Origin of the sequence: Streptomyces sp. NPDC001904, assembly GCF_040297005.1 — a bacterium.
GTDB lineage: Bacteria > Actinomycetota > Actinomycetes > Streptomycetales > Streptomycetaceae > Streptomyces.
The window spans coordinates 258,249-270,100 of record NZ_JBEOYI010000010.1; the positions used below are offsets into that span (position 1 = coordinate 258,249).

Sequence of the window (11,852 nt, forward strand, 5' to 3'; positions counted from 1 at the left end):
CGCCCGCCCCACCACCTGGTGCGGCCCGACGGGGGAGCAAGGCCGCACATCGTGCGAGTGCCCCGGGACCGGACCGGTATGCCGCGAGGAATCAATCCGTCGGTGGCCCGGGGCGCGGCGAAGCCGCGTCGAGGAGGGAACGTCCCGCCCCGGTGAACTCATGCGTGGTCGTGCGGCCCGCCCGGATGCTCTCGATCAGCCCGGCGCCCCGCAGAATCGCCAGGTGTTCACTGGCCGTCGGGGGAGTGACGCCCATCAGCCTCGCCATGACGGTCGTCTGCAGCGGAGTGGTGAGCGCGGCCAGGATCCTCGAACGGGTCCCGCCCAGAAGACGGTCGAGAGACCTCGCAGTGGGCGGTGCCGCTCACAGGTACCGGCCGGGTGCCGGGTAGTAGATCGCCGGAGTCCAATGCGACCGCGCGCAGCTCCTCCCGGTTGACCTGGATCGCCCGGTCCAGCATCTCGGCGCGCAACGTCTGCCGCATGGAGGGCCATTCCGGTTCGACCGCTGCCTTCCACAGGCGGCGCAGCGCGTCGGCGGCCTCGGACCTGGCCCGCTCCGGATCGTCGAGCAGCCGGTGGCCCGTCGCTGCGCCGCGCCCTCTCGCCGCGTCGACCAACTCGGCGTACGACTGGTCGGAGGGCGCGGCGAGGAGAGCGTCCAGGCCCTCCTCGAACGTCGGCTCACTGGACGGCGGCGACGGGCCGAGGCCGAAGCCATCACCGCCGTCGCGTTCCCCGCGGACGTGCTCGACCACGACGCGCTCACCCAGGCGCTGAAGGACGCCGCCACCCGCTTCGACGGCATCGACGTCCTCGAGTACTCCCCGGCCGGGAGCCTCGGATCCGCGCCGCTCACCGCTCCGTCCGAGACCGGCCCGGCGGACGCGCGGTGGGCGATGGACCTCCTGCTCCACGGGGCCGTCGCCGCCACAGGGGCGGTGCTCCCCGCGATGCGGGAGGCCGGTGCGGGCACCCTGCTCTACACCAACGGTGCCGGTTCCATCGACCCCACCCCGATGCTCGGCAACCTCAACGCCGCCCAGGCCGCCCTGCGCAACTGGGTATTCGGCCTGCACAAGGAACTCGCCGGCACCGGCGCCCAGGCCGCACACGTCGCCATCGGCGCCTGGGTCGGCACGGACGGCCCGCCCGGAGTGCCGGCGGCCTCGGCCGACGACATCGCCCCTCTCTACTGGGAGCTGCACACGCGGCGCGACGAGGCCGAGCGCGTCTTCACCGCCTGACCGCGTCCGCGTAGTAGTCGTCCCGGTCGAGATCGGCGAGGAGAGTGGGACCGGTCGGTGCCCAGCCGAGGCGCCGGCGGGTGAGCGCGCTCGAAGCGGGGATGTCGGCCTGGGCGAAGTAGGAGTCGATGCCGAAATGCGCGTCGGCTGCCTCCGGCGACTTGCTGAGCACGGGCAGGCCCAGACGCCGGCCGATCGTCCGGGCGACCTCCTTGAACGGCACGCCTTCCTCGGCCACGGCGTGGTACCGCGCTCCGGGGACCGCCTTCTCGAGTGCCAGGCGGTAGACGCGTGCCGCGTCGGTGTGATGGACGGCGGACCAGCGATTGAGGCCGTCGCCGATGTAGGCCGACACTCCCGTGCGCCGGGCCACGTCGATGTAGCGGGGGACGGTGAACCGGTCGCCGGTGCCGTGCACACAGGGCAGGCGGACCACGGACGTGCATACACCGGTCTCGGCCATCGACCGGGCCGACGCCTCGGCGGCGCGGCCCACCGGGCTCGCCGGGGAAGGGCTCGTGTACTCCTCGGTGGCGACGGAACCGGGGGTCAGGAAGGCGAATCCGGCGGTGACGACCAGCGGCCGCCCGCTGCCGGCGAGTACGTCCCCCATCGCTTCCAGAGCCGCCCGTTCGACGCGGCCGGCCTCGACGAAGCGTTCGAGATCGGAGGTGTCGAACGCCGTGTGGACGGTGCCGTCGGTCCGGGCCGCCGCGGCCCGCAGGCTCTCGACGTCCTCGAGGCTGCCGCGGTGCGGTGTGGCGCCCGCGGCCCGGAGCGCTCGTGCGGACGCCTCGGAGCGGGCGAGCCCGAGCACCTCGTGGCCCGCCGCGAGCAGATCGGCGACGACGGCGGACCCGATGAACCCGGTGCCGCCGGTGACGAATACGCGCATCAGTTCTGCTCCTCGTCGAGCGGCTGCCGCGGGCCCATGTAGTCGCGCAGCAGAGTGACCTGCCCCTCGCGGCTCGTGATGATCCATACGTAGCGCAGGGCGAACGGCGCACCCGTCACGGCGTCCTCGTGGTGCCCTTCGGCCTCGATCACCAGGTCGTCTTCCGTGCCGTGCACCCGGACGTCGTGGAGGCTGCCGAACCGTGTCCCGCCCGCGACGCGCGTGAGATGGGCCCGCATGGCCTCCTTGCCCTCGAGTCGCCGCACGGCGCCCGGGGCGGCGAAGGGGAATGCGTGGACGGCGTCCTCGGCGAACACGTCCAGCCAGGCGTCCATGTCGCCGGTGGCCAGCCCGGTCAGGGCGCCGACCAGCCACGAGGGAACTTCAACGGTGGGCACAAGGGCCTCCAGTAAGATTCGGACCGTGAGTCCTAAACACACTAACAGCCTTTCGGACCGCGAGTCCGAAACTGCGAAGCGGCGCACCGGACGCCCCGCCTTCCCCCGTGAGCTGGTCCTCGCGGCGGCCGACGGCCTGTTCGCCGATGCCTCCGCGCCCAAGGCCGTCACCATGGACGACATCGCCGCGGCGGCGGGCGTCGGGAAGGGGACCCTGTTCCGGGCCTTCGGCAGCCGGGACGGCCTGCTCGACGCCCTCTTCATGGCGCGTGCCGCACCCCTGCGGGACGAGCTCGAACGCGAGGACTCCCGAATGGGCCCCTCGGTGCCGCCGCTGGAGCGCGTCCTCGCCGTCCTTGACGAACTCGCCCTGTTCAAGCTGAACAACCAGCATCTCGCCGCCGCCCGCGAACAACCCGGAACCCGGCTCCTGCGGTCGCCCCACTACGTGTGGACCCACGAGACGCTCGCCGCGCTGATCGGGGCGATCGGTCCCGAGGCCGCGGAATCGGCCGACTACTGGGCGCACGTCCTGCTGGGCGCGCTGCGCGTGGACCTGATCGACGAACTGCTCGCCGCGGGACGTCCGGCCGACGGGATCCGGCACGACCTGGACGCGCTGGCCCGCCGCCTCCTCACCCCGGCGATCGACCGCGGACCGGCTGGTTAGGGTCGCAGGCATGACAACTTCCCTTGCCGGCAGCGCCTTCGACTCTCTCAGCCTCGACTCCGTACGCGATCAGGAGGCGTTGCGGCGGGCCTACGCGCTTCCCGGTGACGCGGCCGTCCGCAAGCAGATGACCGAACTCACCGCCCAGACCGAGCGGTTGATCGCCTGCGCGTCGCTGGTCCTGGTCGCCAGCGCGGACGCCGACGGCAACTGCGACGTCTCACCGCGCGGTGGTCCCGCGGGGTTCGTCTCCGTTCTGGACTCGCGCACGGTGGCCATACCGGACGCGACCGGCAACAAGCGCCTGGACACCCTGCAGAACGTCATCGCCACCGGCCGGGCCGGGCTGCTGTTCCTCGTCCCCGGGCGCACCACGACCCTGCGGGTGAACGGGCGGGCCGTCGTCTCCACCCGTCCGGAGCTGCTGTCGCGGCTCACCGCCGTGGGCAAGCCGCCGGCCAGCGCGCTGGTGGTGGGCATCGAGGAGGTCTACCCGCACTGCCCCAAGTCGCTGCTGCGCAGCGGCGCCTGGAAGCCGGAGCAGTGGCTGCCGGTGGACGCCCAGCCGACCTCGGCCGAGGTCACCCTGGCCCAGCTGCGGATGCCGGAGCTGACGATCGCCGACATCGAGCGGACGGAGGCGGAGTCGCTCAAGTACCGCTACGAGTGAGCGGCCTCCCTCGGTGGCTCACCCGTGCGCCGCGGTGCCGCGCAGCCCGTCGATGACGATGCTGAGCATGCGGTCGGTGCGTTCCTGCCAGCCGGGGCCGTTGTCGACCTTCCACAGGAACGACACGAGCAGAAGGACCTCGTCGGCGTTGGCGCCGGGGCGCAGCTGCCCGGCGTCGTCGCAGGCGATGAGCAACTGGTTGAGCGCGGCGGCGACCTGCGGATAGGAGCGGCTTCCGAGGTCGGCCCGGGTGGCCGCCTCCAGGGCCCGGGACGCCCCCTGCTCGACGCGGCCGTACGCGGCGAGCCGCCCGAACCAGAGGCGCAGCGCCCGGAGGGGTTCGTGCTCGGCGAGCAGGCGCGGAGCGGCTCGGGCGAGCGCTTCGACGTCGGCCCGGTAGACGGCGAGGAGCAGCGCCTCACGGCTGGGGAAGTGCCGGTACATGGTCCCCTGGCCCACGCCGGCCGCCTTCGCGATCGACTGGAGGGTGGCGTCGGGAGAGCCGGCGAAGGCCGCGCGCGCAATCTCGATGATGCGGGCACGGTTCCCCTCGGCGTCCGAGCGCCTAGGCCGCGGGCGGGACGGCACCGTCGGACCGTTTCCGGGGCCGTGGTCGGGCATGTGTCCGCTGCCTCCGTTCTGCGGAGCGTGTGGCTGTCGGGATCAGGGGAGGGCGCGCAGGAGGACGAGCGATCCGTCGTACGCCGGCCGGCCGCGCAGATGACCGAAGGCCTCGTCCCACGCGCCCGACCCCAAGGCGTGACGCAGCGAGATGTCGAAGTCCTGGCGGGCGCGGTCGTCGATGAAGCTCCAGGCCGAGCAGGGTCGGCGGGCGGCGGGGTCGAGGAGGAGTTCGGGGCGGCCGTAGTACGCCTCGTTGAAACTGTCGGTGCAGTCCAGCGGCACGGGGACCCGCTGAACGGTGGCGGTGCCGCCGAGTGCGGTGGCCAGCCGGTCGAGGGAGGGGTGGCGGCGGGCCTCGGTCTCCAGGACGTCGGGCGCGTACTCGTAGAGCCAGAAGTCGCGTACGCGCGTGGGGTCGCAGGTCAGCACGGTGACGGGACCGCGCGTGACCCGCCGCATCTCGTGCAGCCCGGCGTCGACGTCCGACCAGTCCTGGACGGTGAAGAGCGCCATCGACGCGTCGAACTGCCCGTCGGCGAAGGGGAGGTCCTCGGCGACGGCGTCGATGGCGGTGACGAGCTGCGCGGGGCGCCGGGCACGCATGGCGAGGGAGGGCTCGACCGCGGTGAAGGTGTGTGCCGCGCTCTCGTACGACCCGGTGCCCGCGCCGACGTTGAGGACGGTGCGCGCGTCGCCGAGGGCCTGGGCGATGACGTGGGCGATGCGCTCGTCGGGACGGCGGGAGGAAAGGGGCGCGAATGTCGGAAGCTCGTAGCGGACGCTGCCGCCGTCGAGGGTGGGCATGACCATGGGGGACCTCGCCTTCCGGGCCTGGCCGGAGCGACGGCATCCGCACCCCGAACGATGCTCCCTATCTTGCATCTGCCATGCAGAATCTCATAGACGCATGGCGAATGCTTGTCTCATCGGCCAAAAACTGGGGCGTGTGCGGTGCCGCGCTTGGAGGTTCCGTCGGCAGCGGTCGTGGGCCGTGACGGGTCAGGGTGAAGCCGGGTGCGAGCCGGTTCTACGGGGAGGGTTCGACGCTCAGGGCGGCGCGGCGTCGGGCGTCCTCGTCCGTGTGGGCGTCATAGGTGAGGAGTCTGGGCAGCGCGGCGGCGAGCAGGCCGACGGAGACGACACAGGCCAGGCCGCCGGTCCAGACGGCCGGGCGGACGCCGGACCAGCCGGCCATGGCGCCCGCGCGGACCTGGCCGAGCTGGGGGCCGACGCTGTAGGAGAGGACTTCGATGCCGGCGAGCCGGCCGCGCAGCTCGTCGGGGACGGTCTGGTTCCAGATGGTCGAACGGCCGAGGCCGCTGAGCATGTCACCGGCGCCCGCGAGGCCCAGGCAGATCAGGACCAGCCAGATGTTCGACGTCCATCCGGCGGCCGCGATGGCCAGGCCCCAGCCGCCCGCGCCGAAGACCACCAGCAGCCCGTGCCGGCGGGTGCGCGACACCCAGCCGCTCGTGAGGCTGACGGCCAGGGACCCGATCGACCCGGCCGCGTACATGAGGCCCAAGGCCCAGTTCGCGTTCAACTCGTCCGCGAGGAAGGGGAAGATCGTGTTCGGGAAGGCGAAGAACATCGCCGCCATGTCCACCGCGTAAGTGCCCAGCAGCACGGGCTTCGACCAGGCGTAGCGTGCGCCTTCGGCGATCCCGCGCAGTGACGGCCTGGCCGCGTTCTCGTGGGGAGGCGCGGCGGAGAGCCGGCGGCACATGAGCACCGACACGACGAAGCAGCCGACCGTGGTGGCGTACGCCGTCGTGCTGCCTGCGTAGGCGACGACCAGCCCCGCGAGCGCCGGCCCGGCGATGGCACCGGCCTGCCAGCGAAGGGCGTTGAGGGCGGCGGCCGCGGCCAGTTGACCGTGCGGGACGATCCGGACCAGCAGGGAGTCCATCGCGGGCCGCTGAAGGCCCGCCAGCGCGGCGACACCTGCCGCCACCACGTACAGCGGCCACAACAGCGGCTCCGGCAGCAGTGTGTTGAGCAGCAGTACGCCCGCCAGCAGTCCCAGCCCCACCTCCGTCAGCACGATGACCTTGGCCCGGTCCACCGCGTCCGCGAGGGCCCCGCCGTACAGCCCGAACACCACGAGGGGCACCAGCTCGACGGCTCCCATCGCACCCACCGCGAGCGGGGAGTCCGTCAAGTCCTTGATCTGGAGCGGCAGCGCGATAAGCGCCATGAAGCTGCCGAACGTCGTGATCAGCCCCTGCCCCCACAGGAGCCGGAAGTCCCTGCTGGAACGCCAGGGGCTGAGGTCGGGCAGCACGGCGGCGAGCTTCGGTATCGCGATCAACGGTGCCAGTTCCATACGTCTAGGGGCCCGGACGGATGGGCCGACTGAGGGTTGCCTTGATGAGGCATGCCTAACTTAGCCGGATCTTGGCGCGCCCCCGTCACCCGCCCCGCCCTGCCCGCTGGTTTCAGAGAGGGAGAACGTTCGGTCTTGACAAGTCGCATGACCCTCGCCAGGCTAATGAGGCAGAACGTTCGTTCTTTCTTTCTTGGTTCCGCCCCCACCGAAAGGGATCACCGTGAGCACCACTGCTGCTCCGACCGGCCTCACCACCACGGCGACGCCCGCGGCCACAGCGCTGCGGCGCCTGTACTTCGTCCGGTTCGCGTTCGCCATCGTCTGGGCCCTCGTGATGTTCACGATGGCGGGCGGGATCAGCCCCGCCGGGGCTGTGCTGCTCGTGCTGTATCCGCTGTTCGACGTGGGCGCGGCCGTCGTCGACGCGCGATCGTCGCGCGCCACCGGATCGCCGGGACTGCTCTACGTGAACATGGCCGTCAGCCTTCTCGCGGCCGTGGGCGTGGCCGTTGCCTGCGCGTCCGGCATCCCGGCGGTGCTGCGGGTGTGGGGAGCCTGGGCGTTCGTGTCCGGGCTGGTGCAGCTGATCGTCGCCGTCTCGCGCCGGGCGATGGGCGGCCAGTGGCCGATGATCCTCAGCGGCGCCGTCTCGGCGCTGGCCGGTGCGTCGTTCGTCGCCTCGGCGGGGGTCGACGAGCCCACGCTCACCAGCGCGATCGGCTACGCCGTTCCCGGCGGCGTCTTCTTCCTCGTGTCGGCCCTGCGGCTGAGGCACGCCTCCCGGAAGAACTGACCGTGCGCACGTGGCCGTCGGCGGATGTCTCCGCCGACGGCCACGGTCACGCGCCCCGGACCCGGAGGATCCCCTCGATGCCGTCGAGGAACGTCTCCGAGACCCGCTTCGGGTCGGACAGGCAGCCGGAGGCCATCGCCCCGTCGCGAAGCATGACGAGGTGGCGGCCCGCTGGTTCGGCGGGGGTGTCGCCGGTCTGCTCCAGCAGGTCCGTGACGGTGTCCAGGAACCACTGACGGTGGGCCAGGACGGCTCGGTGGACCGGGTGTTCGCGGTCGGGGTACTCCGCCGCCGCGTTGAGGAAGGCGCACCCCCGGAAACCGGGGGACTGGATGCCCGCGGTGATGGTCCGGCAGAGGGCGCGGATCTTGTCGGCCGCCGACTCCTCCGCCGCCTGAGCGGCATCGGCCTGCGCCCGCATCTCCCGGTCCGCCTGGTCGAGGTAGGCCAGGACGAGATCTTCCTTGCCGGCGAAGTGGCGGTACATCGTGGCACGGGTGACCTGCGCCTCCGCGATGATCCGGTCGACGCCGACGGAGTGGATCCCCTCCGCGTAGAAGATCCTGGTCGCCGTGTCGAGCAGTCGCGCCCGCGCTTCCGACGGGCCTCTTCCTCGTGCGCTCTGACTCATGCGTCCAGGGTAGCGAACGGCAAGGGAGAACGGTCTGTCTTGCAGAGCGGGCGTGCGAGCGAGAAGCGGGCGGGCCGACCGTGTCACCCGATGACGTCGGCCGGCCCCGCCGTGTACGCGCTCGCCGTCGGCGCGAGGCCGCATCGGGAGCACACGGCGGGACCGGCCGGGACCGCTGGGTGCATCACCTGCCGGATTCAGGAGTCACCTTTCGGCGCCAAGTCCTCAGAACGGTGGTTCGGTCCGCTGTGACGGAATCCTCGGCACCCTGTTCCTGTGCTCCGGACGGTGCTCGGGTCGCCTGCGCTGCGGCGACGGTCTCTTCTCGACCCACCGGGCGGCAAACACTCGGGCCCACCAGTTGTCCTGTGGATCGCGGGAAGTCATGTCGATCGCCCTCCTGCTGGTCGACGTCGTGCCGGATCTCTGACTGACATCCCGCATTGCCCGTCCGACGCTTTCAACGCCTCATTCCCCTCTTAGGGCGTATGTGCGGAAATCGGTCGCTGACGTCGAAGGGTGCCGGGGCCACGCACCACCGCCGAAAACCCGGCGACAGGGGGAGACGGGTCCGTTACGGTCGCCGACCATGACCTTTTCGCATGAACGTCCTCCGCTCCAGGCCGACGAACGCACCGCGCTGACCGGCTGGCTGGACCTTCAGCGCCAGATCCTGCGCTGGAAGTGCGAGGGGCTGAGTGAGGAGGACGCGCACCGCAGCATCCTCCCGTCGTCCCCGGCCATGACGATGGCGGGCCTCATCAGCCACATGCGGTGGGTGGAGCACCTCTGGCTGGAGGTGGTCTTCCTCGGCGGCGACGAGACGCTCAACCCGTCCTTCGACGAGACGGACGAGGACGCCGACTGGCGGACCGGCGGCGCCCCGCTGACGCGGCTGCTCGCGGAGTACGAGGCCCAGTGCGCCCGGAGCGACGAGATCGTCGCCGCGGCCTCCCTGGACGACACCGGCCGGCATCCCGGCCACCGCGCGAGCAAGGCCAACCTCCGCTGGATGCTCGTCCACCTCGTCGAGGAGACCGGCCGGCACGCGGGACACGCCGACATCCTGCGCGAACTCCTCGACGGCTCCAAGGGCTACTACTGAACACCCCTCGTCCCGGGCCGAGCGGTGTTCAGTGGCCCGCGGTCAACTCCCCGCTGAGCCGTTCGTGGAGCCGGGCGCTGGGCGCGTCGAGGCCGATGATCTCGACCTCCTTGCCGCGCTGCGCGTACTTGCTCCCGATCGCGTCGAGCGCGGCCACGGACGAGGCGTCCCAGATGCGGGTCGCGGACAGGTCGATGACGACCTTGTCCGGGTCGGTCGCGTACTCGAACCGGGTCGCCAGGTCGTTGGAGGAGGCGAAGAACAGCTCGCCCGTGACCCGGTAGACGACCTTCCCGCCGTCGGGATCGACGACCGCGGTGACCTCGGCGAGACGGGCCACCCGCCGCGCGAAGACCATCATCGCCGTGATCGACCCGACGACGACGCCGATGGCGAGGTTGGAGGTGGCGACCACGACCGCGACGGTGATCACCATGACCGCGATCTCACCCGCGGGCATCCGCCGGAGCGTCCGGGGAGCGATGGAGTGCCAGTCGAACGTCGCGAACGACACCATCACCATCACCGCGACCAGCGCCGCCATCGGGATGTCCGAGACGACCGGCCCGAAGACGATGCACAGCACCATCAGGAACGAGCCCGCGAGGAACGTGGAGAGCCGGGTCCTGGCCCCCGACACCTTTACGTTGATCATGGTCTGTCCGATCATCGCGCAGCCGCCCATGCCGCCGAAGAAGCCGGTGACGATGTTGGCGATGCCCTGGCCGATGGACTCGCGGGTCTTGTTCGACCGGGTGTCGGTGATGTCGTCGACCAGCTGAGCCGTCATCAGCGACTCCATCAGACCCACCAGCGCCATGGCCAGCGCGTACGGCGCGACGGTCGTCAGGGTGTCCAGGGTGAACGGCACGTCGGGCAGCCCCGGCACCGGGAGCGCGGAGGGCAGTTCGCCCTTGTCGCCCACCGTCGGCACCGCGATCCCGGCCGCCACCGTGACGAGGGTCAGGACGGCGATGGACACCAGCGGCGCCGGCACCACCTTGGTGACCTTCGGGAAGAGCACCATCAGGACCAAGCCCGCGACGACGAGGGGATACACCGGCCAGGGCACGTCGGTCATCTCCGGCACCTGGGTCATGAAGATCAGGATGGCCAGGGCGTTGACGAAGCCGACCATCACCGAGCGCGGCACGAACCGCATCAGCTTCGCGATGCCGAGCGCGCCGAGGACGACCTGGAAGACACCGGCGAGGATGACGCAGGCGACGAGATGACCGAGGCCGTGCTCGCGGTTGAGGGGCGCGGTGACCAGGGCGACGGCGCCGGTCGCCGCGGAGATCATCGCGCGCCGGCCGCCGACGACCGAGATCGTCACTGCCATGGTGAACGCGGCGAACAGCCCGATCCTGGGATCGACTCCGGCGATGATCGAGAAGGAGATCGCCTCGGGGATCAGGGCGAGCGCGACGACGAGACCGGCGAGCACCTCGGTGCGCCACACCTTGGGATCGCGGATCCAGTCGGGCCGCAGGCCGCGCAGCAGCGAGACGGGGGAGAGGGCAGGAGCGGACAAGGGCGGTACCTGTCGTGATCGGGCACGTCCGACAGCCGGGGACGTGCGGAAGGAGGCGGGTGGACCGGACAGGTCGTCCGCGCGGCCCGCCCGGCATCCGGGGCGGGTGAGGTACGGGGGAGCGGCGCGCCGTGCGCGACGGCGCCGCGGCGGTCAGCGGCGCGGCGTCACGGCGGACAGCCGACGGCGGGCGGCAGCACGGTCATGCGCTCGCCCTCTTCCGCAGACATCGGTCGGTGCCGGAGGCGTCCTCGGCCCCGGCGTGACGGTGCGGAGCAGTGATCCCGCACCATGGAGACGCCGGGCGACGCGACCGTCCCCGGCACCCGGGGAACTCTACCCTGACGTTACGGTAGAGATCGCAGCGGCCTCCGTATCCCACGACGGTGGCGCACAGGACGAGGAGAGCGGGCGCGTGAGCGGCGAGCACATGCAGATCGGCGAGGTCGCCGCACGGACCGAGCTGTCGCTGCGCACGATCCGGCACTACGAGGAGACCGGACTGGTCATCCCCTCGGCCCGCTCCCAGGGCGGTTTCCGCCTGTACACCGAGGCCGACGTCGCCCGCCTCATGGTCATCCGCCGGATGAAACCGCTCGGCTTCACCCTCGACGAGATGCGCGACCTGCTGACCGCGACCGACCGCCTCGACGGCGGCGACCGCCTGCCCGCCACCGAACACGAGCAACTCCTCGACCGCGTACGGCACTTCGAGGAGGCCGCGCGGCGCCGGGTCGCCGATCTGCGCGTCCAGCTGGCCCGTGCCGAGGAGTTCGCCGCCACGTTGCGCCGACGGCTCCCGACCGCCTAGCTCCTGCGGAACCGGACTCCTGGGGCTGCGCGCCGACGCCTGCTCCGCGGCCCCCCCCCCCCCCCGGGGGCGGCGGGGGGCGCCCCCGCCCCGGCCGGGGGGGGGGGGGGCCGGGCGCGGAGCGCGGGGGAGAGGAGGGCGCGCG

General features: G+C 71.8%; 15 protein-coding genes. 6 read left to right on the forward strand and 9 right to left on the reverse strand.

The annotated features are described in order from the left end of the window. Positions 1–91 precede the first annotated feature (91 nt). Both ABT127_RS19245 and ABT127_RS19250 read right to left on the reverse strand, forming a co-directional pair. Complete coding sequence (locus ABT127_RS19245; RefSeq protein WP_351451156.1) at positions 92–268, reverse strand: helix-turn-helix domain-containing protein; 177 nt, start codon at positions 266–268, stop codon at positions 92–94. After that, positions 228–758 carry a hypothetical protein gene (locus tag ABT127_RS19250; RefSeq protein ID WP_351451158.1) on the reverse strand — a complete coding sequence of 177 codons (531 nt, stop codon included), beginning with the start codon at positions 756–758 and terminating at the stop codon, positions 228–230. The genes ABT127_RS19245 and ABT127_RS19250 overlap by 41 nt, the downstream gene beginning before the upstream one ends. Between ABT127_RS19250 and ABT127_RS19255 the strand changes: the two genes are divergently transcribed. After that, entirely contained in the window at positions 747–1,247 is a 501-nt protein-coding gene (locus ABT127_RS19255) for an SDR family NAD(P)-dependent oxidoreductase (RefSeq protein WP_351451160.1), read from the forward strand. The two genes, ABT127_RS19250 and ABT127_RS19255, sit on opposite strands and share 12 nt — an antisense overlap. Here the strand turns inward: ABT127_RS19255 and ABT127_RS19260 are convergent. Beyond that, positions 1,237–2,142, reverse strand: coding sequence for an SDR family oxidoreductase (locus ABT127_RS19260; RefSeq protein ID WP_351451162.1), 906 nt, complete (start codon positions 2,140–2,142; stop codon positions 1,237–1,239). The two genes, ABT127_RS19255 and ABT127_RS19260, sit on opposite strands and share 11 nt — an antisense overlap. Next, on the reverse strand, positions 2,142–2,540 hold the full coding sequence (locus ABT127_RS19265; RefSeq protein WP_351451165.1) for a nuclear transport factor 2 family protein: 399 nt from the start codon (positions 2,538–2,540) through the stop codon (positions 2,142–2,144). The genes ABT127_RS19260 and ABT127_RS19265 overlap by 1 nt, the downstream gene beginning before the upstream one ends. Before the next feature lie 25 nt (positions 2,541–2,565). Between ABT127_RS19265 and ABT127_RS19270 the strand changes: the two genes are divergently transcribed. Both ABT127_RS19270 and ABT127_RS19275 read left to right on the forward strand, forming a co-directional pair. Beyond that, positions 2,566–3,210, forward strand: coding sequence for a TetR/AcrR family transcriptional regulator (locus ABT127_RS19270; protein ID WP_351451167.1), 645 nt, complete (start codon positions 2,566–2,568; stop codon positions 3,208–3,210). Positions 3,211–3,220: 10 nt separating this feature from the next. Further along, positions 3,221–3,880 carry an MSMEG_1061 family FMN-dependent PPOX-type flavoprotein gene (locus tag ABT127_RS19275; protein WP_351451170.1) on the forward strand — a complete coding sequence of 220 codons (660 nt, stop codon included), beginning with the start codon at positions 3,221–3,223 and terminating at the stop codon, positions 3,878–3,880. Between the two features lie 18 nt (positions 3,881–3,898). Here ABT127_RS19275 and ABT127_RS19280 read toward each other — a convergent pair whose 3' ends face one another. The 3 genes from ABT127_RS19280 to ABT127_RS19290 all read right to left on the reverse strand — a co-directional run bounded on the left by ABT127_RS19280 (position 3,899) and on the right by ABT127_RS19290 (position 6,830). Next, positions 3,899–4,501 carry a TetR/AcrR family transcriptional regulator gene (locus tag ABT127_RS19280; protein ID WP_351451173.1) on the reverse strand — a complete coding sequence of 201 codons (603 nt, stop codon included), beginning with the start codon at positions 4,499–4,501 and terminating at the stop codon, positions 3,899–3,901. A 42-nt stretch (positions 4,502–4,543) separates the two neighbouring features. Beyond that, positions 4,544–5,314 (reverse strand): class I SAM-dependent methyltransferase, encoded by a 771-nt coding sequence (locus ABT127_RS19285; RefSeq protein WP_351451175.1) that lies wholly within the window; start codon positions 5,312–5,314, stop codon positions 4,544–4,546. Positions 5,315–5,531: 217 nt separating this feature from the next. After that, positions 5,532–6,830: an MFS transporter gene (locus ABT127_RS19290; protein WP_351451177.1), complete on the reverse strand. Its 1,299-nt coding sequence runs from the start codon at positions 6,828–6,830 to the stop codon at positions 5,532–5,534. A 223-nt stretch (positions 6,831–7,053) separates the two neighbouring features. On the opposite strand from ABT127_RS19290, the gene ABT127_RS19295 reads away from it, so the two are divergent. Then, positions 7,054–7,626 (forward strand): hypothetical protein, encoded by a 573-nt coding sequence (locus ABT127_RS19295; protein WP_351451180.1) that lies wholly within the window; start codon positions 7,054–7,056, stop codon positions 7,624–7,626. Between the two features lie 46 nt (positions 7,627–7,672). Here the strand turns inward: ABT127_RS19295 and ABT127_RS19300 are convergent, their stop codons facing one another. Then, on the reverse strand, positions 7,673–8,257 hold the full coding sequence (locus ABT127_RS19300) for a TetR/AcrR family transcriptional regulator (protein ID WP_351451183.1): 585 nt from the start codon (positions 8,255–8,257) through the stop codon (positions 7,673–7,675). 589 nt (positions 8,258–8,846) lie between these two features. Here ABT127_RS19300 and ABT127_RS19305 point away from each other — a divergent pair. Beyond that, positions 8,847–9,362: a DinB family protein gene (locus tag ABT127_RS19305; RefSeq protein WP_351451184.1), complete on the forward strand. Its 516-nt coding sequence runs from the start codon at positions 8,847–8,849 to the stop codon at positions 9,360–9,362. A 28-nt stretch (positions 9,363–9,390) separates the two neighbouring features. Here ABT127_RS19305 and ABT127_RS19310 read toward each other — a convergent pair whose 3' ends face one another. Next, positions 9,391–10,896: a SulP family inorganic anion transporter gene (locus tag ABT127_RS19310; RefSeq protein ID WP_351451186.1), complete on the reverse strand. Its 1,506-nt coding sequence runs from the start codon at positions 10,894–10,896 to the stop codon at positions 9,391–9,393. 415 nt (positions 10,897–11,311) lie between these two features. Here ABT127_RS19310 and ABT127_RS19315 point away from each other — a divergent pair, with 415 nt between their 5' ends. Further along, on the forward strand, positions 11,312–11,707 hold the full coding sequence (locus tag ABT127_RS19315; RefSeq protein ID WP_351451188.1) for a MerR family transcriptional regulator: 396 nt from the start codon (positions 11,312–11,314) through the stop codon (positions 11,705–11,707). The last annotated feature ends 145 nt before the right edge of the window (positions 11,708–11,852 follow it).